The sequence below is a fragment of the Streptomyces antarcticus genome (assembly GCF_026627255.1).
GTDB lineage: Bacteria > Actinomycetota > Actinomycetes > Streptomycetales > Streptomycetaceae > Streptomyces > Streptomyces antarcticus.
This window is the reverse complement of the sequence record NZ_JAPNLM010000012.1, coordinates 219,374-245,378: the sequence shown is the minus strand read 5'-3', so window position 1 is coordinate 245,378 and position 26,005 is coordinate 219,374. Positions and strand designations below refer to the sequence as shown.

At 73.9% G+C, this 26,005-nt stretch carries 17 protein-coding genes and 2 tRNA genes; 7 read left to right on the top strand and 12 right to left on the bottom strand.

Annotated elements, in window-relative coordinates:
* Positions 1–578: 578 nt before the first annotated feature.
* Complete coding sequence (locus OTB16_RS20260) at positions 579–1,115, bottom strand: MarR family winged helix-turn-helix transcriptional regulator (protein ID WP_267721666.1); 537 nt, start codon at positions 1,113–1,115, stop codon at positions 579–581.
* Positions 1,116–1,228: 113 nt separating this feature from the next.
* Here OTB16_RS20260 and OTB16_RS20255 point away from each other — a divergent pair, with 113 nt between their 5' ends.
* Positions 1,229–2,533: an MFS transporter gene (locus tag OTB16_RS20255; RefSeq protein WP_267721665.1), complete on the top strand. Its 1,305-nt coding sequence runs from the start codon at positions 1,229–1,231 to the stop codon at positions 2,531–2,533.
* Positions 2,534–2,588: 55 nt separating this feature from the next.
* On the opposite strand, the gene OTB16_RS20250 is transcribed toward OTB16_RS20255, so the two are convergent.
* A complete protein-coding gene (locus tag OTB16_RS20250) occupies positions 2,589–4,367 on the bottom strand; it encodes an ATP-binding SpoIIE family protein phosphatase (RefSeq protein ID WP_267721686.1) in 1,779 nt (592 codons plus the stop codon).
* 136 nt (positions 4,368–4,503) lie between these two features.
* Positions 4,504–5,946, bottom strand: a complete 1,443-nt coding sequence (locus OTB16_RS20245) for an NAD(P)/FAD-dependent oxidoreductase (RefSeq protein ID WP_267721664.1) — start codon at positions 5,944–5,946, stop codon at positions 4,504–4,506.
* A gap of 328 nt (positions 5,947–6,274) precedes the next feature.
* Between OTB16_RS20245 and OTB16_RS20240 the strand changes: the two genes are divergently transcribed.
* Positions 6,275–7,051 carry a TetR/AcrR family transcriptional regulator gene (locus OTB16_RS20240; RefSeq protein WP_267721663.1) on the top strand — a complete coding sequence of 259 codons (777 nt, stop codon included), beginning with the start codon at positions 6,275–6,277 and terminating at the stop codon, positions 7,049–7,051.
* A 321-nt stretch (positions 7,052–7,372) separates the two neighbouring features.
* The gene (locus OTB16_RS20235) at positions 7,373–9,442 is read left to right on the top strand and encodes a sigma-70 family RNA polymerase sigma factor (RefSeq protein ID WP_267721662.1); all 2,070 of its coding nucleotides are present in this window, start codon (positions 7,373–7,375) and stop codon (positions 9,440–9,442) included.
* Between the two features lie 163 nt (positions 9,443–9,605).
* Here OTB16_RS20235 and OTB16_RS20230 read toward each other — a convergent pair whose 3' ends face one another.
* From OTB16_RS20230 to OTB16_RS20220, 3 genes are all read right to left on the bottom strand, one after another.
* The gene (locus OTB16_RS20230) at positions 9,606–9,833 is read right to left on the bottom strand and encodes a hypothetical protein (protein ID WP_267721661.1); all 228 of its coding nucleotides are present in this window, start codon (positions 9,831–9,833) and stop codon (positions 9,606–9,608) included.
* Between the two features lie 444 nt (positions 9,834–10,277).
* Entirely contained in the window at positions 10,278–10,787 is a 510-nt protein-coding gene (locus OTB16_RS20225) for a MarR family winged helix-turn-helix transcriptional regulator (protein ID WP_267721660.1), read from the bottom strand.
* Positions 10,788–10,861: 74 nt separating this feature from the next.
* Positions 10,862–13,168, bottom strand: coding sequence for an asparagine synthase-related protein (locus OTB16_RS20220; protein ID WP_267721659.1), 2,307 nt, complete (start codon positions 13,166–13,168; stop codon positions 10,862–10,864).
* Between the two features lie 630 nt (positions 13,169–13,798).
* Between OTB16_RS20220 and OTB16_RS20215 the strand changes: the two genes are divergently transcribed.
* The 4 genes from OTB16_RS20215 to OTB16_RS20200 all read left to right on the top strand — a co-directional run bounded on the left by OTB16_RS20215 (position 13,799) and on the right by OTB16_RS20200 (position 19,219).
* Positions 13,799–15,418: an NsdA family TPR-like regulatory protein gene (locus OTB16_RS20215; protein WP_267721658.1), complete on the top strand. Its 1,620-nt coding sequence runs from the start codon at positions 13,799–13,801 to the stop codon at positions 15,416–15,418.
* Positions 15,419–15,437: 19 nt separating this feature from the next.
* Complete coding sequence (gene lhgO / locus OTB16_RS20210; protein ID WP_267721657.1) at positions 15,438–16,670, top strand: L-2-hydroxyglutarate oxidase; 1,233 nt, start codon at positions 15,438–15,440, stop codon at positions 16,668–16,670.
* Between the two features lie 349 nt (positions 16,671–17,019).
* Positions 17,020–17,832 carry a tRNA (guanosine(46)-N7)-methyltransferase TrmB gene (gene trmB / locus OTB16_RS20205; RefSeq protein WP_267721656.1) on the top strand — a complete coding sequence of 271 codons (813 nt, stop codon included), beginning with the start codon at positions 17,020–17,022 and terminating at the stop codon, positions 17,830–17,832.
* A gap of 43 nt (positions 17,833–17,875) precedes the next feature.
* The gene (locus tag OTB16_RS20200; protein ID WP_267721654.1) at positions 17,876–19,219 is read left to right on the top strand and encodes a PrsW family intramembrane metalloprotease; all 1,344 of its coding nucleotides are present in this window, start codon (positions 17,876–17,878) and stop codon (positions 19,217–19,219) included.
* A gap of 13 nt (positions 19,220–19,232) precedes the next feature.
* Here the strand turns inward: OTB16_RS20200 and OTB16_RS20195 are convergent, their stop codons facing one another.
* The 6 genes from OTB16_RS20195 to OTB16_RS20170 all read right to left on the bottom strand — a co-directional run bounded on the left by OTB16_RS20195 (position 19,233) and on the right by OTB16_RS20170 (position 25,867).
* Positions 19,233–20,282: a M23 family metallopeptidase gene (locus OTB16_RS20195; RefSeq protein ID WP_420717754.1), complete on the bottom strand. Its 1,050-nt coding sequence runs from the start codon at positions 20,280–20,282 to the stop codon at positions 19,233–19,235.
* A gap of 291 nt (positions 20,283–20,573) precedes the next feature.
* Positions 20,574–21,761 (bottom strand): PP2C family protein-serine/threonine phosphatase, encoded by a 1,188-nt coding sequence (locus OTB16_RS20190; RefSeq protein ID WP_420717756.1) that lies wholly within the window; start codon positions 21,759–21,761, stop codon positions 20,574–20,576.
* A gap of 187 nt (positions 21,762–21,948) precedes the next feature.
* Positions 21,949–22,022 (bottom strand) — tRNA-Met (locus OTB16_RS20185).
* A 310-nt stretch (positions 22,023–22,332) separates the two neighbouring features.
* Positions 22,333–22,405 (bottom strand) — tRNA-Lys (locus tag OTB16_RS20180).
* Between the two features lie 180 nt (positions 22,406–22,585).
* A complete protein-coding gene (locus OTB16_RS20175; RefSeq protein ID WP_267721653.1) occupies positions 22,586–25,057 on the bottom strand; it encodes a DEAD/DEAH box helicase in 2,472 nt (823 codons plus the stop codon).
* Positions 25,058–25,327: 270 nt separating this feature from the next.
* Positions 25,328–25,867: a hypothetical protein gene (locus OTB16_RS20170; RefSeq protein ID WP_420717753.1), complete on the bottom strand. Its 540-nt coding sequence runs from the start codon at positions 25,865–25,867 to the stop codon at positions 25,328–25,330.
* Positions 25,868–26,005 lie beyond the last annotated feature (138 nt).

Sequence of the window (26,005 nt, the reverse complement as noted above, 5' to 3'; positions counted from 1 at the left end):
TCAAACTCTCCATGAATGTTTACCCGTAATCGGGTGCACACACACTTAGAGCGGGACAATCAAGTCGGAATAAGACCGATCGTCCACAACGTCCTCGCTGTGTAATTGCCTGCAAGCACACCGGAAACCCGGAGCCCCACAGGACTTTTTCAAAGGAACCTCATCCACCGAAATGGACGGGGTATCAACTTTTGGCGTTGATTTTTGGCACGCTGTTGAGTTCTCAAGGAACGGACGCTTCCTTTGTACTCACCCTCTCGGGCTTTCCTCCGAGCTTTCGTTCTGTTCTTGCGTTTCCGACTCTATCAGACTCTCTCGGGCCCGACTCCCAGTCAGCGGGTTTTGTCTTCCGGGCTGTTGGGCCCTTCCGACTCCTGAACTCTAGTGGATTTCCCCGGCGATTCATAATCGGCCTTCGGAAAGGAATTCGGACATGCCGAATACGTTCCCAGTGGGAGATCTTGCTGAGTTGAGGTGCCGCAACGAGGCGGCGGGATGTGTTGGCGACAGAACCTTCCGGCTCTGGGGGCAACTCGAAGAACCTTACGGACTCGTGTCGGGCGTGTCAAACCTGCCGGTCAGCTCGGCGACTGGAGGTCTTCCACGCGGTCCAGGAGTCGGGTGAGCATGTCCCCCAGTACCCCGCGCTCCGCGGTGGAGAGGTCCTGGAGGAGGTCTTCCTCGAAGACCGTGGCCGCCCGCATCGCGTCCAGCCACTTGCTCCGGCCCTCGTCCGTCAGCTCGACGATCACGCGCACGCGGTTGGCCTCGTCCCGCTCGCGCGTGACCAGGCCTTCCGACGTCATGCGGTCGATCCGGTGCGTCATCGCCGCCGGTGTCAGGCCCAGCTGCTTCGCGAGCTCACTCGGGCCCATTCGGTACGGGGCTCCGGAGATGACGAGGGCCTTCAGGACCTCCCACTCCGCGTTGCTGATGCCCAGCGCCGCCGTCTGGCGGCCGTACGCGACGTTCATCCGGCGGTTCAGGCGGCTCAGCGCCGAGACGACCTTCTCGACCTGGGGGTCGAGGTCCTGGAATTCACGCTGGTAGACGGCGATCTGCTCATCGAGGCTCGGCTCGTGGACGGGCGTAGTGCCGTCGGGGGTGTCACCCATGCGTCGAAGTATCGCACGAGCTCGTTGGCATCTAACTCCTTCGGTGTGTAGAGTTAAGGATCGAAGTTTAGGTATGAAGTCTTCAGTCTTCAGCTCTCAAAGGCAGGTGAGAAGTGACCAAGGTGATGGGCGCTGCGATGCGGCGGATCCAGGCCGGGAACGCGCTGACCGCGTTCGGCATCGGTTTCACGGTTCCGTTCCTCTACATCTATGTGGCGCAGGTGCGAGATCTGGGCTCCATGGCCGCCACGAGCGCGTTCGTGGCGTTCGCGCTGGGGGCTCTCGTCGCGCTGCCCCTCACCGGGCGGGTCATCGACCGCCGTGGTCCGGTTCCCGTGGTCATCGGTGCGGCCGTCGTCGCCTCGGCCGGCGCGCTGGCGCTCGGGCTGTCCACCGGGGTCGTGCCGATCCTGCTGTCCGCCCTGGCGCTCGGCGCCGGGCAGGCCGTGATGCAGCCCGCGCTCGCCACGATGATCGTGTGGTGCTCGACGCCGTCCACCCGCACGCGGGCCTTCGCGCTGCAGTTCTTCATGCAGAACCTCGGCCTGGGCATCGGCGGGCTCATCGGCGGCCAGATCGTCGACGAGAGCCGGCCCGGCAGCTTCACCCTGCTGTTCAGCATCGAGGCCGTGATGTTCCTGGTGCTGGCGGGGGTCATCCTCACCGTGCGGATGCCGCACGTGCCGAGCATCAGGGACGCCGTGCCGAGGGACCCGTCCCAGGCGGGCGGCGGGGCGTGGAAGCGCCTGCTGGGACACAAGGCCATGGTCAAGCTGCTGGTGCTGGGCTTCGTGATCTTCTTCGCCTGTTACGGGCAGTTCGAGTCGGGGCTCGCCGCCTTCGGCACCGAGGCCGCCGGGATCTCACCGTCCACACTCGGTTTCGCGCTCGCCGCCAACACCGGTGCGATCGTCCTCGCCCAGTTCGTCGTGCTCCGGCTGGTCGAGAAGCGCCGCCGGTCCCGGGTCATCGCGCTGGTCGGGCTGATCTGGACCGTGGCGTGGGTCATCGCCGGGTTCTCGGGGCTTGGCCACGGGAGCGCCGTGATGGCCGCCGCCGCGTTCATCACCACGTACGCGCTCTTCGGGATCGGCGAGGCGATGCTGTCGCCGACCCTGGCCCCGCTGGTGGCCGATCTGGCGCCGGAGGGTTCCGTGGGCCAGTACAACTCCGCCTTCGCGCTGGTCAAGCAGATGGCGCTGGCGCTCGGGCCGCTGGGGGTGCCGCTGGGCGCCGGGATTCCGATGCTCTACATCGGCGTCTTCGTGGCCGTCTCGCTGGGGATCGCGTGGCTGGCGCTGCGGCTCGGGAAGCAGCTGAGCCCGGTGCAGGACAATCCGTCGCTGGCGAGCAGGATCGTGGCGCAGGGGAACACCGCTGCCCCCGCGGCGCAGGCCGCCGAGCCTGCGCACGCGTAGTCGTACCGAGAAGTTGTGAAAGGCCCCGGTCCGGTGGACCGGGGCCTTTCGCGTCCTACGGCTGTTTGTCCGGCAGGGCGAACTCGCACCAGACGGCCTTGCCGCCGCCGGGAGTGCGGCGGGAACCCCAGGACGAGGCGATCGTCGCGACGATGGAGATGCCGCGGCCGGTCTCGTCGCCCGGTTCGGCGCGGCGGCGGCGCGGCAGGTGGTCGTCGCCGTCGGTGACCTCGATGATCAGGCGGCGGTCGGTGCGGCGCAGCCGCAGGCGCATGGGCGGGGTGCCGTGCTGGAGGGAGTTCGCGACGAGCTCGCTCGCGGCCAGGACACCGAGGTCGCACAGCTCGACCGGGAAGCGCCAGGAGGCGAGGACGCCTTGGGCGAAGGCCCGGGCGCGCGGGGCCGCCTCGATGCCGCCGAGGAGTTCGAGGGCGGCGTTGCGGAAGAGCTCGGCGTCGGCTCCGGTGCGGGCGGGCTGCTGGAGGACCATGACGGCGACGTCGTCGTCGTGGTCGGCGTCGACGCCGAGGGCGCGCATCAGGCGGTCGCAGATGACGGCCGGGCTGCCCTGAGCGCCGGAGAAGGCGCGTTCCAGGGCGGCGACGCCTTCGTCGATGTCCTCGCCGCGGCGTTCGACGAGTCCGTCGGTGTAGAGGACGGCGGTGGAGCCGGGGCCCAGCGCGATGGTGCCGGAGGTGTGGAGCCAGCCGCCGGTGCCCAGCGGGGGGCCGGTGGGGTCGGCGGCGCGGCGGACGGTGCCGTCCTCGTCGCGGACCAGGATCGGGAGGTGGCCGGCGGAGGCGTACGCGAGCAGGCCCTCGCTCGGGTCGTGGACGGCGTACACGCAGGTGGCGATCTGGCTGGCGTCGATCTCGGCGGCGAGGCCGTCGAGGAGCTGGAGCACCTCGTGCGGGGGCAGGTCGAGGCGGGCGTAGGCGCGGACGGCGGTGCGGAGCTGGCCCATGACGGCGGCGGCGCGGACCCCGCGGCCCATGACGTCGCCGATGACGAGCGCGGTGCGGCCGGCGCCGAGGGTGATGACGTCGTACCAGTCGCCGCCGACGGCGGCCTCGGTGCCGCCGGGCTGGTAGGTGGCGGCGACGCGGAGGTCGTCGGGCTGTTCGAGCTCCTGGGGGAGGAGGGAGCGCTGGAGGGTGACGGCGGCCTCGCGCTGGCGGCGTTCGCTGGCGCGCAGGCGCTCGACGGCCTCGGCGTGGTCGGTGACGTCGGCGAGGTGGACCAGAACGCCGGCGTGGTGGGCGTCCGGGTCGCCGACGGCGGCGGACTTGGGGAACTCCACCGGGGTGCAGGTGACCGTGTACGAGTGGGTGCCGCCGGGGGCGGTGCGGTTCTTGGCGGTACGTGGTCTGCCGCTGCGCTGGACCTGGTCGAGGAGCGGGAGCAGGCCGAGATCGCCGAGTTCGGGGAGGGCCTCGTGCGCGGGGGCGCCGGTGGGGCGGGCGCCGAAGCCGGCGGTGTAGGCCTCATTGACGTAGGTGACGCGGTGCTCGGGGCCGTGGACGAGGGCGACCAGGGCCGGGAGGCGGCCGAGGACCTCGCGTACGGACAGCTCGTCGAGGGAGGGCACGGCGGCGGGAGCGCCCGTACGGGACGCGGTGGCGGCCGGGGCGGTGCCCGTGCCGGAGACCGTGGGCTCGGCGGGGCAGCCGTCGGCGGCGGGCGCGGGACGCTCGCCGCCGGGGTCGGCGCGGCCGCCGCGGGCTGCCGGGACGGCGCCTTCACCCCGCTTGGCCTGGGCGGCGGCGTGTTCGGTCCGGGCGGCGGCGCGGCGCTGCGTTCCGGGGAACCGGGCGCTCCAGCGCGTGAAGTTCACTGCGTTCAAGCCTCGTGGTGTCGCAAGTGGTCGCTGTGTCGCTCGTGGTCGGTCGCTGGACTGGACGATGTCACTCTGTGCAGGTGTGAGCCCACCTATGGTCACACGTCCAGTGTGGCCGACCGCACTGACAACGTCAGCCCTGGCTGTCCTGCGGGGGGTTGGGGGCGGGGTCGGGGGTGGGGTCGGGGGGCGGGGCCTTGGGGCCACCGCCGGCGGCGAGTTCGAACTCTGCCCTGGGATGTTCGAGGGAGCCGAGGGAGACGATCTCACGCTTGAAGAGGCCGGAGAGGGTCCATTCGGCGAGTACCCGCATCTTGCGGTTGAAGGTGGGGACGCGGCTGAGGTGGTAGGCGCGGTGCATGAACCAGGCCGGGTAGCCCTTGATCTTGCGGCCGTAGATGTGCGCGACGCCCTTGTGCAGGCCGAGGGAGGCGACCGAGCCGGCGTACTTGTGGGCGTACTCGGTGAGGACCTCGCCGTGCAGGGCCGCGACGAGGTTGTCGGCGAGGGCCTTGGCCTGGCGGACGGCGTGCTGCGCGTTGGGGGCGCACTCGCGGCCCTTCTCCGCGGCGGTGATGTCGGGGACGGCTGCTGCGTCGCCGGCGGCCCAGGCGTGCTCGACCCCCTCGACGGTGAGGAAGGCGGTGCACGCGAGGCGGCCGCGCTCGTTGCGGGGCAGGTCGGACGCGGCGAGGACCGGGTGCGGTTTGACGCCGGCGGTCCACACGACGGTGCGGGTGGGGAAGCGGGCGCCGTCGCTCAGGACGGCGACGCGGTTCTCGCAGGATTCGAGCCGGGTCTCCAGGCGCAGGTCGATGTTGCGGCGGCGGAGTTCGCGGATCGTGTAGACGCCCATCTCGGGGCCTACTTCGGGGAGGATCCGGTCGCTGGCCTCGACCAGGACCCACTTCATGTCCTCGGCCTTGATGTTGTGGTAGTACCGCGTCGCGTAGCGGGCCATGTCCTCGAGTTCGCCGAGGGCTTCGACGCCCGCGTAGCCGCCGCCGACGAAGACGAAGGTGAGGGCGGCGTCGCGGAGGGCGGGGTCGCGCGTCGAGGAGGCGATGTCCATCTGTTCGATGACGTGGTTGCGCAGGCCGATGGCCTCTTCGACGGTCTTGAACCCGATGCCGTACTCGGCGAGTCCCGGGACGGGGAGGGTCCGGGAGACGGAGCCCGGGGCGAGGACGAGTTCGTCGTACTCGATCTCGACGGCGCCGGTCCCCTCCTCGTCGGTGGCGAGGGTCGTGACGGTGGCGGTGTGTTTGGCGTGGTCGATGCGCTTGGCCTCGCCGATGACGATGCGGCACTTGTCGAGGACGCGGCGCAGGGGGACCACGACGTGGCGGGGGGAGATCGAACCGGCGGCGGCTTCCGGGAGGAAGGGCTGGTAGGTCATGTAGGGCTCGGGGGTGACCACCGTGATCTCGGCTTCGCCGGCTCTCAGCCTTCGCTGGAGCCGGAGCGCCGTGTACATGCCGACGTAGCCGCCGCCGACGATCAGGATGCGCGTACGGGGCGGAGTACCGGGGGCCGTGCCCCGTGAGTTAGCAGCCTTCACCACCCCATGACGCATCGTGGCTGGGAGTTTGTCCACAGGCCCGACAAATTGTGTGACAGGAGTGAGTACGGGGACGGGGTGGTCCCGGGTGTCGGGTGGGGGTACAGGAGTGCAGGTCAGAGGGTGCGGAATGACTGATTCCGGGGGTACGGAAGGGAAAAGTGGGGGTGAATGCTCCGATCGGGCGGTGGTCCGTGCGGGGCTGCCCCTTCTGAATTGACTCTGGCTCAACTATGTTCGTATCTCGTCGAGGAGTAGGACCGGGCCCAGCTGACCGTGGCCCCCTCGATGCGAAGGCGGGGAGTGTCTCCGGGGGGAGACAAATGATTACCGGGGGATACATATGAACATTTCCGATTTCCATGGTTCTGCGACCGCACTCTCGGTCGAGACCGGCGGTCGTGCTGTCGCGAACGGCGCCACCACGCACGGCGTAGGCCGCTCCACGCCGCTGCGCGTCGACGCGCAGCGCAATCTGGAGCACGTCCTGCGCGCGGCGCGCGAGGTGTTCGGCGAGCTGGGCTACGGCGCTCCGATGGAGGACGTGGCGCGGCGCGCTCGGGTCGGTGTCGGCACCGTGTACCGGCGCTTCCCGAGCAAGGACGTCCTGGTGCGGCGAATAGCCGAGGAGGAGACCGCCCGGCTGACCGAGCAGGCCAGGACCGCGCTGGGCCAGGAGGAGGAGCCGTGGCAGGCACTGTCGCGCTTCCTGCGCACTTCCGTCGCCTCGGGCGCCGGGCGGCTGCTGCCGCCGCAGGTGCTGCGGGTCGACTCGGAGAGCGAGGACGGCGTCGAGGAGGCGGAGGCGGCGCGGGTTCCGCACCAGCGCCAGGCCCAGGTGGCCCCGGCCGCGCCGGACCTGCGGGTCGTGGGTGCGCGTACGGCCGCCGAGGACGAGCCCTCGGACGACGCGGGCGCGGGTGCGCTGCTGGAAGTCGTCGGCCGGCTGGTGGACCGGGCCAGGGCGGCCGGTGAGCTGCGCGGTGACGTCACGGTGGCCGACGTGCTGCTGGTGATAGCGACGGCGGCGCCCGCGCTGCCCGACCCGGCGCAGCAGGCGGCGGCTTCCACCCGGCTGCTCGACATCCTGCTCGAAGGGCTCCGGTCCCGGACGGTGTGAGCACCGGCTGCTCGGCCGGGCGGCCTTGCCGTCCGGGCGGGTGGGTGGTCCGGTTTCGGTCCGGGCTGGTGGTCCGTTTCGGTCCGGGCTAGCGGTTCGGTTTCGGTCCGGTGGTCGGGTGGTCTGGGCGGGCGGTGCCCCGGTCCGTGGTGTGGTCGCGGGCGCGGGCGGCTGTCCGCTCGAACAGCCCGCTCACGGCACGGCGGTTCGCCGAAGTGTGCCCGGACGAGTGGATGGTGCGGAGAGCGGCTCGGCGCATGTCCGCCCTGTGCCACGCTGGATCGGTGTACCGGTTGAGTGTGTCGTGCGGGGGCTTCCTCGATGGGCGTTGACGGGCTGGAAGAGCCACTCGGTGGCGCCGGCGGAGCCGGTGGCGAGGTCGAGGCGGGCAGCCTGCCCGCCCGGCAGGTGCCGGCCCAGCGCGAACCGGGCGGGCGGCACGCCGCTGCTCCCGGCTCCGGGTCCGCCGGTGCGGCCCCAACGCCCGGGGGCGACCTGCCCCCGTCCGACGCCGACCTGATCGCCCGGATGCGGGGCGGCGACGACGGTGCCTACGAGGAGCTCTTCCGCCGTCACGCCGACTCCGTACGGCGCTACGCGCGGACCTGCTGCCGGGACGGGCACACCGCCGACGACCTCACGGCCGAGGTGTTCGCGCGGACCCTGCAGGCGGTACGGGGCGGGGCCGGGCCGGACCAGTCGGTGCGGGCGTACCTGCTGACCACCGTCCGCAGGGTCGCGGCGGCCTGGGCGAAGACCGCCAGGCGGGAGCAGCTCGTCGAGGACTTCGCCGTCTTCGCGGAGCAGGCGGCCACGGGGGCGGAGGGCGGTGGCCTCGGCGGGCTGTCCGGGGACGACACGCTCGAACTGGGCGCGGACGTACGGGCGATGCGCGAGGCCGAGCAGTCGCTGGCCATGCAGGCGTTCCGGAGCCTGCCCGAGCGGTGGCAGGCCGTGCTGTGGCACACCACCGTGGAGGAGGCGTCGCCGAGCGCGGTCGCGCCGCTGTTCGGGCTGAGCGCCAACGCGACCGCGGTGCTGGCCAGTCGGGCCCGCGAGGGGCTCAAGCAGGCGTATCTCCAGGCCCATGTGAGTGCGGCGCTGAGCGAGGGCGGCGACTGCGCGCGGTACGCGGACCGGCTGGGCGCCTACGCGCGCGGCGGGTTGCGGATGCGGGCGGAGCGGGGGCTCCGCAAGCACTTGGAGGGGTGCGTGAAGTGCCGGCTGGCGGCCGGGGAGCTCAAGGACGTCAACGCGGGCATTCCGGCGCTGCTTCCGGTCGCGGTCATCGGGTGGTTCGCCGCCGGATACGCGGCCAAGGCCGCCGGGGTCGTGGCCGGGGGCGCCGTCGCCGCCGGCGGGGCCGGTGCCGCGGCGGCCGCCGTCGGCGGGTCGGCCGCGGCCGGTGGATCGGCCGCGGCCGGTGGATCGGCTGTGGGGGCCGGGGCTGGGGCTGCGGGGGCTGGTGGTGCTGCGGGGGCGGCCGGAGGGGCCGGGTCGGGGGCCGGGGCCGGGGGGGCCGTGGTGTCCGAGGGGCTCGGGCTGTCGGCCAAGGCCGCCATCGCCGCCGGGATCGCGGTCGCCGCGGCCGCCGGGGTGGTGTTCGCGCTGACCGGCGACGATGCCGAGCCGCAGGCCCGGGCGCAGCCCTCGCCGAGCGCCGCGGCGCCGGTCGTGCCGGACTTGCCCGCGCCCGCTCCGCCGGAGCCGGAGCCGCCCGCGGCGCAACCGCCGGCCGCGCGGGTCTCCGTGCCGGCGGCGCGGAAGGCGTCGCCAGCGCCGTCGAAGCCGGCCGCGTCCCCGGCGCCTTCGCCCGCGGTGTCGCGGCCCGCGCCGGCTCCGACTCCGGCTCCGACTCCGACTCCGGCTCCGACTCCGTCGCCGTCGCCGTCGCCGAGCCGAGTGCGGCCCCCGTCGTCCCCGGCCAGGCCGACGCCGCCCGCGCCGAAGCCCGCGCAGGGCTTCCAGCTGGCCTCGCTGGGGCACTCCCCGTACGGGAACCACACCGGTCCGGAGGTGCAGACCTGGCGCAGCAGCTGGGTGTGGCAGCGCTGGGGACTGCAGGTGGGCGACCGGCGGTTCGGGCACGGCATCACCGTGAACTCCCGCTCCTCGGTGGAGATCACCCTGAACCGGCAGTGCGGCGCTTTCTCGGCGCGGGCCGGGGTGGACGGCCTGTCGGTGCTCACCGACGCCACGGTGCGGTTCTCCGTGTACGCGGACGGGCAGCGGCTGTGGCAGTCCGGCGCCCTGGGGTACCGGGACCCGGCCGTGGCGGTGCAGGTCCCGCTGACCGGCCGTACGTCGCTGCGGCTGGTGGTGGAGCGGGCCGGCGGGGGCAGCCTGCCGACGCTGGCGAGCTGGGCCGACGCCGTGATCAGCTGCCGCTGAGCCCTGCGGGGAGGGTGGTTCGGGGGTGAGGGGGGCTCCGGGGTGAGGGGGGTGTCGTCGAAGCCGTTCCGTACGCCCGCAGGGCTGGCCGTGCGGTGTCCAGTGCGTGCGGCGAGCGTGCGTGCCAGGCGCCGCACGGCAGGAACGAGTGTGACGACACCCCCTAGGCAGGGGGCGGCCGCCGCCTCCCGAACGGGGCGGCCCGCTCCCGCAGGGCGTCGACGCGAAAGCCGTCGGGGGACCGGGCAGGAACGGCCCGCAGGCCGGGCCAGGCGGTGGTCGCGGCGAGGGCCCGTACAGCTTCGGCGGGCCGGGCGGTGCCGGCCAACAGCTGTGCGGCGGTCCCGGCGGGGCCCGCCAAGACGCGTTCGGCGAGGACGGGCCCGATCACGGCCACTCCGGCCGCTGCCATTCGCGCGCGGCGCGGGCGGGGTGGGGTGGGGCAGTGCCCCCGGTCAGCGTTCGTAGCCGGGCCCGCACCGGGCTCACCCACACCAGGCGCGCCCTGGCCCCGCCCCCGGTCGGTGCTCATGGCCGGGCCCGCGCCGGGCACCCCCGGTCCGCACTCTCGGCGCGCGTAGCCGGTCGGCTCGCGTACCCGGTCGGCGCGCGCAGCCGGCCCCGCACCGGGCTCACCCGCACCGGGCGCACCCCGGCCCCGCACCGGCCCCGCGCCGGGCTGACCCGCAGCAGGCACCCCGGTCGGCGCGCGTAGGCGGGACCGCGCCGGGCTCACCCGGCCCCGCACCGGGTGACCCCGGGGGGCGCCGCTCGGTGGCGGTCGTGGGGCCGGGTGTGGGGGGGCGGGCCGGGTTTCGTCCGCCCGTGCGGGGCGTTACGGCGGGGAGCCGGTGTCGCCCGCGGCCTCCAGGAGGGTGCGCAGGGCGGCGGCCACCGTGGTGCGGGTGGACGGGTCCAGGGGGGCGAGGAGTTCCCCGTAGTGGCGCAGGTGGTCCGCCATCAGGGCCTCCGTGAGTTCCAGGCTCCGCCCGGTCAGGCGGATGTGGACCGTGCGCCGGTCGGGGCCTTCCCGGACCCGTTCGACCAGGCCCTTGGCCTCCATGCGGTCGATCCGGTTGCTGATCGCGCCCGAGGTCACCATCGCGGCCGGGACGAGCGCGCCGGCCGCCATCGCGTACGGGGGCCCTGACCGGCGGAGCGTGAGGAGGATGTCCACCTCGCCCGCCTCCAGGTCGCGTTCGGCCGCGAAGGCCTTGAGCCGCCTCTCGGCGATCCGGTTGATCCGCTGGATGCGGTCCAGGACCTCGACCGGCCACAGGTCGTCCTTCAGGTCGGGCCGCTCCGTCGCCCACTGGCCGACGATCGCGTCCACCGCGTCGCTCATCTCGTACTCCCTTCTCCCCCGGCCCCCGGGTCCCCCGGCTCGCCCGGTCCGCGAACGCGACGTGGGGTCCGTGCTCAGGACAGGGCCGGGCGGTGTACGGGTACCCCCTCCGGTACCGCGCGCCGCCGGGCGGCCGTGGTGCCCGTCCAGCAGGTGCCGCGCCGGGCCAGGAGGCGGCCGAGCCACAGTTCCATGGAGACGAGTTCCGCCAGCCCGTCCAGCGGGACCGGACGGCCGTCCGCCGCGTCGAGCAGGGCCTGCTGGACGACCCGGGCGTCGATCAGCCCGGCGTCCGCGAGCAGCGGCGCGGCGAAGAGGGCCAGGAGTTCTTCGAGGGCGGCCCGCAGTCCCAGCCTGGTCGCCGTCTCGTTCGGGGTGTGCGCGGTGACGCCCCAGCCGGGCGGGAGTTCGCGGACTCCGGTCGAGGACAGGACGGTGCGCAGGATCGCGGCCCGGGCCCCGGGCTGGACGCGCAGGGATTCCGGGAGCGCGCGGGCGGCCCGTACGACCTGGTTGTCGAGGAACGGGGCGTGCAGGCGCTGGCTGCGGACCTCCACGGCCTGCTCGAAGACCCGGTGGTCGGCGGCGTGCCGGGCGAGCACCGAGCGGGCGCGGGCCTCGCCGGGGCGCAGGGACAGGGGCGGGCGCCCGGCCGCGGCGGTGAGACGGATCGATACTTCCGCCAGCGCCTCCCCCGTCAGCCAGCCCGCCGCCGGACCGGGCCGGGACCAGGTCAGGGCGGCCAGCGAGGCGTCCACCGGGCCGGAGGGCCGCACGGCGACCCCGCCCTCGCGGAGCCGGGCGGCCGCGGCCTCCATGCCCGCGCGGTAGGTCGTACGGGCCAGGCGGCGGGCGGCGGAGTACACGGTCAGCGGGACCAGCAGTGACTCGCCCGACGCGGACGCCGAGCGGGCCAGGGCGGCCACCGGGCGCAGCAGGTACCGGCGCCGGCGGTCCATCAGGAGGTCGGCGAGGCGGGCCGGGTGCGCGTCGAGGACCTGGCGGGCGCCGTGGCCCGTGAAGTGGTCGGCGGAACCGGCGGCCAGCCGGCGCCGCTCGCGGGCGGCGAACACCAGCGAGGGGCCGGGTTCGTCGGTCAGCGGCCCGTCGAGGTCGGCGTACGGGAGGGCCTCCTCGGCGGCGGCCACCACGACGTGGTGCAGGCGCGGGTCCGCCGCGATGGCATGGGCCCGCTCCATCTCGGGCTCGCGGCCCTGCGGGGTGGCCAGGTCGTTGAAGGTGACCGCGAGCAGGCGGGCCCCGGCGGGGCTCAGCAGGGTTCCGGGGGCTCCGGGCAGGCCCGCGGCGAGCAGGGCGAGGGTGGCGGAGGCGCTGCCGCCGGAGAGGTCGGCGCCGACGCCGGGGGCCGGGGCGCCGCGGGCCGCGCGCCGGTCGGCGGGGCCCATTCCGGGTACGGGGCCGGGATCGTACGGCGGCATCGCGTCGGGGGCATGGCGCGGCGCCGTGAGCCGGGCGCGCACGGCGTCCACCAGAGCTTCCCGTACGCCCTCCACGGCGCGCTCGGGGTCGGCCTCGGGCGCGGCCACCGCGAGGGAGGCGACCGGTTCGTAGCCGGTGATCTCGCGGGAGCCCTCGCGGAGGATGAGCGCGTGCCCGGGCGGGATGCGTCGCACCCCGGCGTACGGTGTGCCGTCGCCCAGCGCCTCGGGGCTCTCGGGGCAGGCCAGCAGGGCGGCGAGGTGGCCGATGTCGAGCTGCGCCTCGATGAGGTCGGCGAGGGGGAGGGCGGCGGTGGCGTAGGCCGTTCCGCTCGCCCAGGGCGTGTAGAACACGGGCCGGGCGCCCGCGAGGTCGCCGACGACGGTGATCCGGCGGCCGGCCTGGACCACGGCGGTGTAGCTGCCGGACCACTGGGTGAGGTGGCGCAGGGCCCCGCCGCGGGCGGCGTACAGGGCGCGGCGCAGTTCGGCGTCGGTGGCGCCGCAGACGCCGAGGACGGCGAGACGGGTGAAGGGGTCGGCGGGGTCGGCGGTGAGCATGCGGATCTCGTCGGGGCGCCAGTCACCGACGGCCCACAGGGGGTCGGGGTCGCCCCACAGCAGCTGGGCGCCGACGGGGTGCACGGTGCGCTCGGCGTCCGCGCCGGGGTCACCGGGGTGGGCGGCGTCCGCGATGCCGCCGCGGAGGGGGGCACCGGCGTCGGGGTGGCCGTTGGAGCGGTGGCCGTCGGAGGCGTGGCTGCCGGAGCCGTATCCGTCGGACCCGTACCCGTTGGAGCCGTACCCCTGAGAGCCGTATCCGCCCTGGCCGGAGCCGTGCCGGGGCCCGTGGCCGGGGGCCCGGGCGGCGCCGTGCCCGGAGACGCGGCCGGCCGTGCCGAAGCTCGCGGCGATACTGCTCCAACCCACCAACCAGCGCACCGCCGCCTCCCCAGCCCGTGGGCACATGACCGGGGCACAGGCAGCACGGACGGCGCTGAGGGCGCGGCCGACGGGGCCCCGGGTGGCTCGGGTCCATGCTGCCACGGGACAGGCGTGCGAGAGTGGTTAAAGGGGGCGCACATGCAAACGAACACGCCCCGACCATGCGGTATTTGGCGTTCCGTTCCCACCGCCCCATAGGTCGCTTTCGGCCATTCTTCGGCCGTACCGAGAGCCGAGGTGTGACCCCGGCAGCCGCTGTGCGGGCGCGGTGCGGGAGGCGGAAACCGCCCCCCGGACCGTTCCGCCACCCGCGGGGATTGAGGTGACGGCATCCCCCGGCCCGCCCGATCCGCGCAGTGGGCCGACCCACGCACCGCACATCGAATCGCCGCTGCCCGGGACCGGCCAGAGCGCACGGGTGGGCGCACGGCCACACGGCCGGAGCACGCCGCGGCGCGTGCGCCCCGGGTCCGGTCCGGAGCCCGACTGTGCAAACGGACAACAATCCCGCCATACGGACGGAGGGGCCTTAACGCTTGGGAGGCGGGGAACTACGCTGGGTTTACGAAATGCCGGGCGCCTATGCCCCGGCGGCGTCTGCGTTCCGCGTGTGACGAGGGGTGGCGCATGTCCAGGGAGCTCCGCGAGCCCAATGAGAAGCTCGGCGCCGTCCTCGCCCTCGCGGGCATCAGCAACGCGGGACTGGCCCGGCGGGTCAACGATCTCGGCGCACAGCGCGGCCTGACGCTTCGGTACGACAAGACGTCGGTGGCCCGCTGGGTGTCGAAGGGGATGGTGCCGCAGGGCGCCGCCCCGCATCTGATCGCGGCCGCGATCGGCGCGAAACTGGGGCGGCCGGTGCCGCTGCACGAGATCGGACTGGCGGACGCGGACCCCGCGCCCGAGGTCGGCCTCGCCTTCCCCCGGGACGTGGGCGCGGCGGTGCGCTCGGCCACCGACCTCTACCGGCTGGACCTCGCCGGACGGCGCGGCGGTGGCGGGATCTGGCAGTCGCTCGCGGGGTCGTTCTCCGTCGCGGCGTACGCGACCCCCGCCTCGCGGTGGCTGATATCCCCCGCGGACGGCTCGGTGGCACGGGAGCCGACGGCCCCGGCGTCGGCGGGCCCGGCGCCGTCTCCCGTTTCGGCGGGCCCCGCCTCGGCGCCGGCTCCGGCGGGCCGGGCTTCGGCGGCCCCGCCGGCCGTCGCGGTGCCCGTACAGCCGTCGGGCGAGCAGGGTCCCCCCGGCGCCGCCGACCCCGTACCGCAGTCGTCAGCGCATCAGCTGCTCCAGCCACAGCCACAGCCGCAGTCGTCCGACCCGGCCCCGCAGCGCGTGGGCCACAGCGACGTGGCGAAGCTGCGCGAGGCCGCCGAGGACGCGCGCCGCTGGGACTCCAAGTACGGCGGCGGGGACTGGCGTTCGTCCATGGTCCCCGAGTGCCTGCGGGTCGACGCGGCGCCGCTGCTGCTCGGCTCGTACACCGACGAGGTGGGGCGGGCGTTGTTCGGCGCGACCGCCGAACTGACCCGGCTGGCCGGGTGGATGGCCTTCGACACCGGCCAGCAGGAAGCCGCCCAGCGCTACTACATCCAGGCGCTGCGGCTCGCCCGCGCGGCCGGGGACGTACCCCTCGGCGGGTACGTCCTGGCCTCGATGTCCCTGCAGGCGACCTACCGGGACTTCCCGGACGAGGGCGTGGACCTCGCGCAGGCCGCGGTCGAGCGCAACCGCGGCCTCGCCACCGCCCGCACCATGAGCTTCTTCCGCCTCGTCGAGGCCCGCGCGCACGCGAAGGCGGGCGACTCGGCCGCCGCCGGGGCGGCGCTGCGGGCGGCCGAGGGCTGGCTGGAGCGCGCCCGCGCCGGCGATCCGGATCCGACCTGGCTAGGTTTCTACTCCTATGACCGGTTCGCGGCCGATGCGGCGGAATGCTACCGGGATCTCAAACTCCCCCGGCAGGTCAGGCGCTTCACCGAGCAGGCGCTGTCCCGGCCCACCGAGGAGTACGTGCGCTCGCACGGGCTGCGGCTGGTCGTGAGCGCGGTTGCCGAGCTGGAATCGGGGAATCTGGACGCGGCGTGCGCAGCGGGCACCCGGGCGGTCGAGGTGGCGGGCCGGATCTCGTCCGCGCGGACCACCGAATACGTACGGGACCTGCTCCACCGGCTGGAACCGTACGGGGACGAGCCGCGCGTCGCGGAGCTGCGCGAGCGGGCCCGCCCGCTGCTGGTGGCCCCCGCGTAGTCGTGTTGTCGGTGGCGGGGTGCAGTATGCAGGGGTGGGAGGTGTCAGCGTGGGCGGCGGCGTGGACTGCGATGTGCTGGTGATCGGCGGCGGGATCGTCGGCCTGTCGACGGCGCACGCCCTGGCGCGCCTGGCTCCGGGAACCCGTGTGGTCGTCCTGGAGAAGGAGGCCGGGCCCGCCCGGCACCAGACGGGCCGCAACAGCGGTGTGATCCACAGCGGGATCTACTACCGCCCGGGGTCGCTGAAGGCGCGCTTCGCCGTGCGCGGCGCCGCGGAGATGGTCAAGTTCTGCGCGGAGCACGGCATCGCGCACGAGGTGACGGGCAAGCTGATCGTCGCCACCGAGCGCGAGGAGCTGCCGCGGCTGCACGCCCTGGTCCAGCGCGGCAGGGAGAACGGCATCCCGGTCCGCGAACTCGGCCCGGCGCAGATCTCGGACTACGAGCCCGAGGTGCGGGGCCTGGCCGCGATCCACGTCGGCAGCACCGGGATCGTGGACTACGGCCGGGTCGCGGCGCAGCTGGCGGAGTCCTCGGGCGCGGAGATCGTCTACGGCGGCGCGGTGGACCTGATCTCCCGCCGCGCCTCGGCGGTGGCGGTGCGCACCACGTCCGGGCTGGTGGTCCGGGCCCGGGTGCTGGTGAACTGCGCGGGCCTGCAGTGCGACCGGATCGCCCGGCTGGCCGGGGACGACCCGGGCATGCGGATCATCCCCTTCCGGGGCGAGTACTACGACCTCGACCGGCCCGGCCTGGTCCGCGGCCTGGTCTATCCGGTGCCGGACCCGGCGTTCCCGTTCCTCGGAGTCCACCTCACCCGGGGCATCGGCGGCGGTGTCCACGTCGGCCCGAACGCCGTACCGGCGCTGGCCCGCGAGGGCTACGACTGGGGTACGGTCCGGCCGCTGGACGTGGCCTCGGAGCTGGCCTGGCCGGGCTCCTGGCGGATGGCCGCGCGGCACTGGCGGTACGGCGCGGGCGAGGTCCACCGCTCGCTGTCGAAGCGGGCCTTCACCCAGGCCGTACGCCGGCTGCTGCCGGCCGTCACCACCGAGGACCTCCGCCCCGCCGGCTCCGGGGTCCGCGCGCAGGCGGTGCTGCGCGACGGCACCCTGGTGGACGACTTCCTGATCCGGGAGGCGCCGCGCACGGTGCACGTCCTGAACGCGCCGTCGCCGGCCGCGACGGCTTCGCTCCCGATCGGCCGCGAGATCGCCACCCGCGCCCTTCGAACCCTCGGCTCGACCTGACCGGGCTCCCGGGGCCCGTGCCCCCGGACTCCGGACCGCCGGGCCCGCGCGGCTGACCGGCACCCGGGGCTCCGCCCCGGACCCCGCGCCTCAAACGCCGGCGGGGCTGTGTTGTGTCCCCCCGAACTCCGGCGGGGATGGATTGTGGCCCCCCGCCTCGAGCGCCGGCAGGTCTGGGTTGTGGCCCGCACAACGCCGGCGGGGCTGGGTTGTGGCCCGGCACCGGCAGGGGCGGGGCTCGGTTGTGGCCTCGCGCCGGCCGGGGTGAGCCTCGCAGGAGCCGGCGGGGGTGGACGGGCTCGCCGGCCTAGCGGCCGGGTGCGGGGTCCCGTCGTAGAATCAGCGCATTGTGCCTGAGTCCCTGAACCCCCAGTCGCCCCGCCTCCCGGACACCGCGCCGGAGGCGGGTTCGTACGTGCCGCCCAAGTGGCGCACCGAGCCCCGCTTCCCCGACGGCCCCTCGCCGGACCCGGCCGGCTCGCACCACGAGCGGCGCATCCGGAGCTTCCAGCCCCGCCGCAGCCGGGTCACCACCGGCCAGGGCGAGGCCCTCAAGCGCCTGTGGGGCACCTGGGGCTTCGACATCGACGGCCACGACGTCCTCGACCTGAAAGCCCTCTTCGACGGCCTCCCCGTGGTCCTGGAGATCGGCTTCGGCATGGGCGAGGCCACCGCCCAGATGGCCGCCGCCGACCCCCACACCGGCATCCTCGCCGCCGACGTCCACACCCCCGGCCAGGGCAACCTGCTGGCCCTCGCCGAGCGCGGCGGGATGACCAACGTCCGCGTGGCCAACGGCGACGCCATCATCCTGCTCCGCGAGATGCTGCCGCCCGACTCCCTGGCGGGCCTGCGCGTGTACTTCCCCGACCCCTGGCCCAAGGCCCGCCACCACAAGCGCCGCCTGATCCAGCCCGAGTTCCTCACCCTGGCCGCGACCCGGCTGGCCCCCGGGGCCGTACTGCACTGCGCGACCGACTGGGAACCGTACGCCGAGCAGATGCTCGAAGTCCTGACCGCGCACCCCGACTTCGAGAACATCCAGGAGGACGGCGGCTACGCGCCCCGCCCCGGCTTCCGCCCGCTGACCCGCTTCGAGGGCCAGGGCCTCGACAAGGGCCACCTCGTACACGACTTGCTCTTCCGTCGCACGCAGAACTGACAACGTCACCGCCCGTGTCGGACCGGCTCGGTAGGGTCATGGCGTGTTCCGAGCGCTCCCCCGTGTGCTCGCACGTCCGTCGGGCGCGGTCCGCACGAGCGTGCTCGTCGTCCTGCTCGCCGTCACCGGGATCTCGATCCTCGAACTCGTGCGGGAGCAGACCGGTACGCGCGGCTTCCTCGTCGGCCTCGGTCTGGCCCTGGTGCCGGTGCCGCCGCTCCTGGCGGCCTTCCGGTGGCTGGGGCGGGCCGCGCCCGCACCCCGGCCCCAGCTGCTGTTCTGCTTCGGCTGGGGCGCCTGCACCGCCGCGCTGATCGCCATACTGGCCAACAGCTTCGCCACCCAGTGGATAGCCGCTGCCACCGCCGACCCCTCCGACGCCGACCAGCTCGGCTCCGTGGCGATCGCCCCGGTGGTGGAGGAGAGCGCCAAGGCGGCCGCCCTGCTACTGGTGTTCGTGTTCCGCAGACGGCACTTCACCGGCCCCGCCGACGGTTTCGTCGTGGCCGGCTTCACCGCCACCGGCTTCGCCTTCACCGAGAACATCCTCTACCTCGGCAACGCCTTCGACGAGGACCTCGCCCACGGCACCCCCGTGCTCGACTCGGTCACCGCGGCGACCTTCTTCGTCCGCGTGGTGCTGTCGCCGTTCGCGCACCCGCTGTTCACCGTGCTGACCGGCCTCGGCTTCGGCGCCGCCGCCCTCGCCTCCCGCCGCGCGTCCCGGGTGGTTCTGCCGCTCCTCGGGCTGGCGTCCGCCATGGGCCTGCACGCGCTGTGGAACGGCTCCTCGCGGTTCGGGGAGTACGGGTTCTACGTGATCTACGGCTGCGTGATGGCCCCGGTGTTCGGGCTGCTGGTGTGGTTGGCCGTACGGATACGGCGGCGCCGGCTCCGCGCCGTCGCCGGGGAGCTCGCCGTGTACGCGGCCGCGGGCTGGCTCGCTCCCGCCGAGGTCCCGGCCCTGGCCTCCATGCCCGCCCGGGCGTTGGCCCGCTCCCTGGCCCGGCGCAGTGGGGGCCGGGCCGCCGGACGGGCGGTCGCCCGGTACGAGGCGGACGCGGCCGCTCTGGCACTGCTCCGCAACCGGGCCCGCCGCGGGGGCCCGCCGGGGCACGCGGACTTCGCCGGACGGGAGCGGGAACTGCTGCACCGGCTCTGGCAGCGCCGGGCGACGGCGGGACCCGCGCTGGCCCGGGCGGCGCTCATGGAGGAGCTGCTGCCGCCCTCGTACGACGCGGCGCACCGGCCCGGACCGACGGCCGCCGCGGGTACGCCCGCACGGGCCGGCGTGACGGGCGTACCGGGCACGACAGGCGGGGCGGGCGTACCGGGTCCGAGGCCGCCCTTCGCGGAGGGACGGACCAGGCCCGTCCCGGGGCCGTAGGGCCAGGGAGGCTCTAGACCTTCAGGCCCTTGGAGTTCAGCCACGCCATCGGGTCCACCGTCGATCCGCCCGTACGCACTTCCAGGTGGAGGTGGGGGCCGGTCACGTTGCCGGTGGCGCCGACACGGCCGATGGTCTCGCCGGCGGCGACGGAGCCCGAGGTCACGGACATCGAGGACAGGTGGCAGTACCAGACCTCCGTACCGTCCTCCAGCTCCAGCACGATCCGGTAGCCGTACGCGCCCGACCAGCCGGCCGAGACGATCTTCCCCGCGGCCACGGCCTTGGCCGGAGTGCCGGTCGGGGCGGCGAAGTCGAGACCGGTGTGGTGCCCGGAGGACCACATCGAGCCGGAGGCCCCGTAGCGCGAGGTGAGGGTGTACGCGGACGTGGGCAGGGAGTAGGCGCCGGACGGTTTGGCGACGCGCTCCCGCTCGGCCTGCGCCGCCTGCTCGGCCTTGGCCTCCGCGGCTTCGCGGGCCTGCGCCGCTTCCCGGGCGGTCTTCGCCTCGGCCTCGGCGGCCGCCTCCTCCGCGACCTTGCGGGCGTCCTCGCGCTTGTCCTTGGCCTCCTGGGCGGCGGCCTCCTGGGCGATCCGCTCGGCCTCGGCCCGGACTTGCGCCTCGGCGGCGTCCTGCTGGGACTCGGCCTGCTGGAGGATGCGGTTGCGCAGCACCTCTCCGGCGTCGGTGCCCCGGTCCGCCTGACGCGGGATGATCCCGCTGCCGGCGGCCGCGGCGGCCGCCTCACTGGAACCGCCGTCCGCCCGGCGCGCGTTGTCGCCGGAGGATCCCGTCTCCATCACGTCCGACAGCGAGGGCAGGGATATCGCGACCTGGGGCCGGTCCTGCGCCGTGGCGATGCCGCCCGCGCCGACCGCCGCTATGACGCCGACGCCCAGCACGGTGGAGCTGCGGGCGAGTCCGCCGCGCTGCCTGGCCACCCGGTGCTTGCCGCGGACCGGCCGGACCGAGTCCTCGGTGGGATTCCACTCGCCCCAGGCACCCGCGGTGGGCTGCTCCTGGATCTCGGTGCCTTCGGGAGCAGGCAGGTTGGAGGCCACCGGGGCACACTCCTCATGGCGAACACACGCACGGCGCCGTCTCTTGCGACGGCCGCGACGACCGCGCTGCGTTATCGAACGGTAATAGACGAAGGGGAGTGATTCCAAGCTGTTGCGATTGATCGTTCGCACCAATCAGCCACTCACCGAGTAGCTTTGGCCAGCCCTTTTGGCCACAGAAGCGGATCAACAGCCGCAAAAACCTACCGATTCCGGCACCCCTCCAGCCACAGACGCGACATGACGGTTCGTCACGCAACTTGCGGAGAGCTCCTCTTCGAACACAGACGGTCACACCCAGTCGTCCCGCGGCACCACCTGGACGGTCCGCCGCCGCTCCGGCTGCCCCTGCGCCGGGCGTCCCACCGCGAGCAGGGCCATGTCGTCCGTCGCCCCGCCGCCCGTATGCCGGCGCACATCGCTGCCGAGTGCGCTGAGCAACGCGTCGGGCCCGGGAAAGACCCGCCCCCGCAGCCGCTCCGCCGGTTCGTAGAAGACCCCCGCGCCGTCCCGGGCCTCGGTCAGGCCGTCCGTGAACAGCAGCAGCGTGGTTCCCGCCGGGAAGGCCCACTCCTGCGCCTGGTCCGGCCATCCCCCGAGTTCGCCCATGCCGAGCGGCAGGGCCGGGACCGCCGGGGCGAGGACGGCCAGCCTCCCGTCCGCGTGCAGCAGCAGCGGCTCGGGGTGGCCCCGGTTCACCAGCCGCAGCACTTCCGCCCCCGGGGGGATCTCACCGAGCACGCACGTCGTGAACCCCTCCACCGCGTCCAGGCTGTCCCGCCGGGTGCCCTCCCGGGCCAGCGCCCGCTCGAGCCGCTGCGCGACGCCCTCCAGCGTCGGCTCGCTCTCCGCCGCCTCCCTGAAGGCGCCCAGCACCACGGCGACGGCCTCCACCGCCCCCAGCCCCTTCCCCCGTACGTCCCCCACCGCCAGCCGCACCCCGTACGGGGTGTCCTGGACGGCGTACAGGTCCCCGCCGATGAAGGCGTCGGCCTGCGCGGCCTCGTACGCGGCGCTGACGTGCAGGCCGCCGATCCGCTCGGCGGGCGTCGGCAGCACCGCCCGCTGCGCGGCCTCGGCGATCTCGCGGGCAGAGGCGAGCCGCTCCCCGCTGCGCCGCACCACCCGGTTGATCAGGAGCGCCAGCCCGGACACGGTCAGGACGGTGGCCAGCTCGGTCATCGCCTCCACCTTCCAGGTGGTGCCGTTGTGGATGTGCAGCAGGATCACCGCGAGCGAGGCCAGGGCCCCGGTCAGCGCCGTGGCCCGGAAACTGAACAGCGGCGCCGCGATCAGCGGAGCCGCCGTGAAGAAGGGGGACCCGGTGAAGCTGGGCGGGGTCATCACGTCGAAGAAGAGCCCGAGCGCGATCAGCGCACCCGGCAGGACCCGGACGACCCGGCGCGCCACGCCGTTCCCGGCACCGCCCGCGCCGTTCCCGGCACCGCCCGCGCGCTCCCCGCCGACCCGCTGGCCCAGCCCCGCCACGCCGCTCTCCTGCCGCCCGGTCCTCGCACGGGTGCGGACCGCCGCCGCCTCCCCCTCAAGGCTGGCGCCCGGTTACCTCCTGGGCGACCCGGCGGCGGCCGACCGGGTGACGGCACGACAGGCCGGGGGACACGACGAAGGCCCGGCTCCCCAAGGGGAACCGGGCCTTCGTACTGAGTAGCGGGGGCAGGATTTGAACCTACGACCTCTGGGTTATGAGCCCAGCGAGCTACCGAGCTGCTCCACCCCGCGTCGGTAAACACAACTCTACGCCATCAGGGGGGAAGCCCCGGCCAATTAACCTCCCGGCAGCCCCAAAGAGAGCCATCACCGCAGGTCAGAGCCCTGCAACTGCCCCAAAGGCCGGCCTTTCCAGGGAATGCGCAGACGCTTTCGCGCCCCTGGGCCTCGCCCGAACAGCGTTGAAAAGCACGGCTGTCGGGAACTCCCCCGCGGCATCGCCGCGTCGCGGGCCCGTACACAGCGCTGTGGCCCGCCCGGAGGATCCCGGGCGGGCCACAGAACGAGCACGTCAGAACGTCCCAGCTGACGCTGCGACAAGTAGGCCATGTCGGACTCGAACCGACAACCAACGGATTAAAAGTCCGCTGCTCTGCCAATTGAGCTAATGGCCCTCCACGCGCTCACCCCAGAGCATAGCCGGACAGCGCCGGTCAGCCGATCGGGTATCGGGTGCCCGGCCTGTCGGCCGTCGGCCGGGGCAGGGGCCGCGGACGCGACAGGGCCCCTACGACGATGTCGTAGGGGCCCTGTCAGGCGCTCAGTTCAGCCGGTAGGCCGAGCGGGGGCCGGGATCAGCCGTTGCGCTTCCAGCGCGGCTTGTCGTCGCGGCGGCCACCGAAGGAACCCGTGGAACCGGTCGAGCCGGAGCCGGACGGGCGGTTGTCGTCGCGGCGGCCGTACGGACGGTCGCCGGCGCCACCGGCGCGGAAGCCACCGGAGGACGGACGGTCGTCGCGGCGGAAGCTGCCACCGGTCGGACGGTCGTCGCGGCGGAAGGTGCCGTTGCCGGTCGGACGGTCGCCGCCGGAACGGAAGCCACCGGACGGACGGTCGCCACCACGGTCATCGCGGTTGAAGCCACCCGAGGGGCGGTCGTCACGGCGGAAGCCACCGGACGGACGGTCGCCACCACGGTCGTCACGGTTGAAGCCACCCGAGGGGCGGTCGTCGCGACGGAAGCCACCGGACGGACGGTCGCCGCCGGAACGGAAGCCACCGGACGGACGGTCGCCACCACGGTCATCGCGGTTGAAGCCACCCGAGGGGCGGTCGTCACGGCGGAAGCCACCACCGGTCGGACGGTCGCCGCCGGAACGGAAGCCACCGGACGGACGGTCGTCGCGGCGGAAGCCGCCGGACGGACGGTCGCCACCACGGTCGTCACGGTTGAAGCCACCGGACGGACGGCCGCCGCGGTCACCACCGCGGTCGTCGCGGCGGAAGCCGCCACGGTCACCACCGCGGTCGCCGCCACGGTTGTCACGGTCACCGCCGCGGAAGCCGCCACGGTCACCACCGCGGTCGCCACCGCGGTTGTCACGGCGCTCGAAGTTGCCGCGGTCGTCACGCTGGGCGCGCTGCTCCTCGCGGCGCTCCTGCGCGGCCAGTTCGGCGGCGGCGGCAGCGGCGGCAGCCGCGACCTCGGCCTCGGCGGCCTCGGCCACCTCGGCGACAGCGGCCTCCGGGTCCTCGCCGCGCTCACGGGCGGAGCGGGCGACCAGGCGGTCGGCCTCCTCGCGCAGCTCGCCGGCACGGCGGGTCAGGCGCTCGAGCTGCTTGGTGAGCTCGGCGACCTCGCGCTCGGCCTGCTTGGCGGCGTTGTTCGCGGAGTCGGCCTGGACCTCGGTGAGCGAACGCGCACCGGTGATCTCGGCGACCTCCGGGTCGAAGGCGCCGACGCCCTGGACGATGTGGCGCGTGGCGTCGACGCCCGCGTCCTCCATCAGGCGGAAGATCTGGCGGCGCTGGTGCGGAAGCGCCAGCGACACGACGACACCGGACTTGCCGGCGCGGGCGGTACGGCCCGAGCGGTGCAGGTAGTCCTTGTGGTCGCCGGCCGGGTCCACGTTCAGGACCAGGTCGATGCCGTCGACGTGGATGCCGCGGGCGGCGACGTCGGTGGCGACGAGCGCGTTGACGTAGCCGTCCTTGAAGTCGGCGAGGACGCGGGTACGGGCACCCTGCGTCATGCCGCCGTGCAGCGCGTCGGCCTTCACGCCGGACTCGACGAGCTGCTCGGCGATGCGGTCGGCGCCCAGCTGGGTACGGACGAAGATGATCGTGCGGCCCTTGCGGGCGGCGATGGCGGCCGTGACCGGCGCCTTGTCCTTCGGCTTCACGACGAGGACGTGGTGCGTCATGGTCGTGACGTTGCCCTGGGCGCTGTCGACCTCGTGCGTGACGGGGTTGGTCAGGTAGCGCTTGACCAGGGTGCCGATCTCGTTCTCCATGGTGGCGGAGAAGAGCATGCGCTGGCCGCCGCCGGGGATCTGGTCGAGCAGCTCGGTGACCTCGGGCAGGAAGCCCAGGTCGGCCATCTGGTCGGCCTCGTCGAGGACCGCGACCTGGACGTTCGCCAGGGAGCAGGCACCGCGGTTGATGATGTCGCGCAGACGGCCCGGGGTGGCGACGAGGACGTCGACACCGCGCTCCAGAGCGAAGATCTGGTTGCTCATGGAGGTACCGCCGCAGACGACCTTCATCTTCAGGCCGAGCACGTCGCCGTACGGCTGGAGGGCGTCCGCCACCTGCATCGCCAGCTCACGCGTCGGCGTGAGGATGATCGCGCGGGGCTTCTTCTTCTCGGTGTGGCCGCCGGCCAGCGAGGCCAGGGTCGGCAGACCGAAGGAGAGGGTCTTGCCGGAGCCGGTGCGGCCGCGGCCGAGGATGTCCTTGCCGGCCAGGGCGTCCGGGATGGTCGCGACCTGGATCGGGAAGGGCGCGGTGACGCCGTTCTGGGCGAGCTTGCGCACGATGCCGTCCGGCAGACCGAGGTCGCTGAAGGTGAGCGTGGGCTCGGCGTCAGCGTCGTCGTCGCTGTCGTCGTCGAAGTCGGCGGCGGAATCCTCGAGGGACTCGTCGGACTCGTCGGACTCGTCGTTGGTGTTGACGTCGGCGTTGCTCACGTCGGCCTCGAGGGCCTCGATGATCTCGTCCGCCTCGATGGCCTCAATGGCTTCGGTGACCACGAGGGCCTCGGCGTCGACGATCTCGTTGGAGTCGTTCTCGGGCATGACGGAACGGTCAGAACTGGAAATGGACATACGAAATGCGAAACCTTCCGGAGTCTCGGCACGCGCCCAAACTCCGTGAATCGCAAATCGACCGCCTCAATGCGGTCAGCCACGGTTGGGGAGAGTACGCGCCACACGGCGCTCTTCGGAGTCGGCGCCGGGCAATGGGATCAAACGATCTATAACCATACGCACCCTCCCCCGGGTCTGGCAAGTCACTCCACCAAACACCGCCCTGACCTGCGACGATCCCCGCTCCCCGGACCCCCTGCCGACACGTCGGCAGGGGGTCCGCGCCGACTACACCTGCGGCTGGGGCTGGGTGCTGGGCTCCGGTTCCGGGGTCGGCTGGGGCGGCGGCGACGGAGTGGGTTCCGTCACAGGGGGCGTCGGCGGCGGGGGCTCCGGCGGCGGGCTGGCCGGCGGCTGGCCGCCGCCCGAGCCGCCGCCCGAGCCGCCGCCGACGGTTCCGCCCGAGCCGCCCGGCGGGGGCTCCTGGGGGCCCTGGCCGCCCGCGCCGCCTCCGGGTCCCGCCGACGGCGAGGGCGCCCCCGGCGGGCCGCTCGGGGCGCCCGGACTCGGGGTGGCCCCGGTCGCGCCGGAGGCCTTGCCGTCCTCCTTGGCCTTGCCGTCGCGGGTCCCCGTACCGTCCTTGACGCCCTGCCCGTTGCCGTGGATCCCCGCACCGCGTCCGGTGCCGGAGGAGCCGCCCGACGCGGCGCCGCCGCGGTCGGCCGAGGAGGAGGGACCGGGTTCGGCGGCGTCCTCGCCGACGCTCATGCAGCCCGCCGAGGCCGCGACCGCGAGCGCGGCGGCGGCCAGGCGGAGGGATGCGGACAACTGGCGCACGGGGCACCTCCGGAGCATGGGTGATGAGGTGATGAGCAGTCCGCATGTGCGGGTCAATGTGCCCAACTCCCTTTGACCCGCGAGGGACACGCCCCCGCGCGCACCCGCTGCGCGCGAACCGCCGCGCCG

Coding starts and splice junctions, on each gene's coding strand:
- OTB16_RS20225 (WP_267721660.1), bottom strand. CDS start 10,787: ATGAGCGACGCGGTGGACGCGATCGTCGGCCAGTGGGCGACGGAGCGG.
- OTB16_RS20175 (WP_267721653.1), bottom strand. CDS start 25,057: ATGTCCATTTCCAGTTCTGACCGTTCCGTCATGCCCGAGAACGACTCC.
- OTB16_RS20260 (WP_267721666.1), bottom strand. CDS start 1,115: ATGGGTGACACCCCCGACGGCACTACGCCCGTCCACGAGCCGAGCCTC.
- OTB16_RS20245 (WP_267721664.1), bottom strand. CDS start 5,946: ATGCGTCATGGGGTGGTGAAGGCTGCTAACTCACGGGGCACGGCCCCC.
- OTB16_RS20215 (WP_267721658.1), top strand. CDS start 13,799: ATGTCCAGGGAGCTCCGCGAGCCCAATGAGAAGCTCGGCGCCGTCCTC.
- OTB16_RS20240 (WP_267721663.1), top strand. CDS start 6,275: ATGAACATTTCCGATTTCCATGGTTCTGCGACCGCACTCTCGGTCGAG.
- OTB16_RS20235 (WP_267721662.1), top strand. CDS start 7,373: ATGGGCGTTGACGGGCTGGAAGAGCCACTCGGTGGCGCCGGCGGAGCC.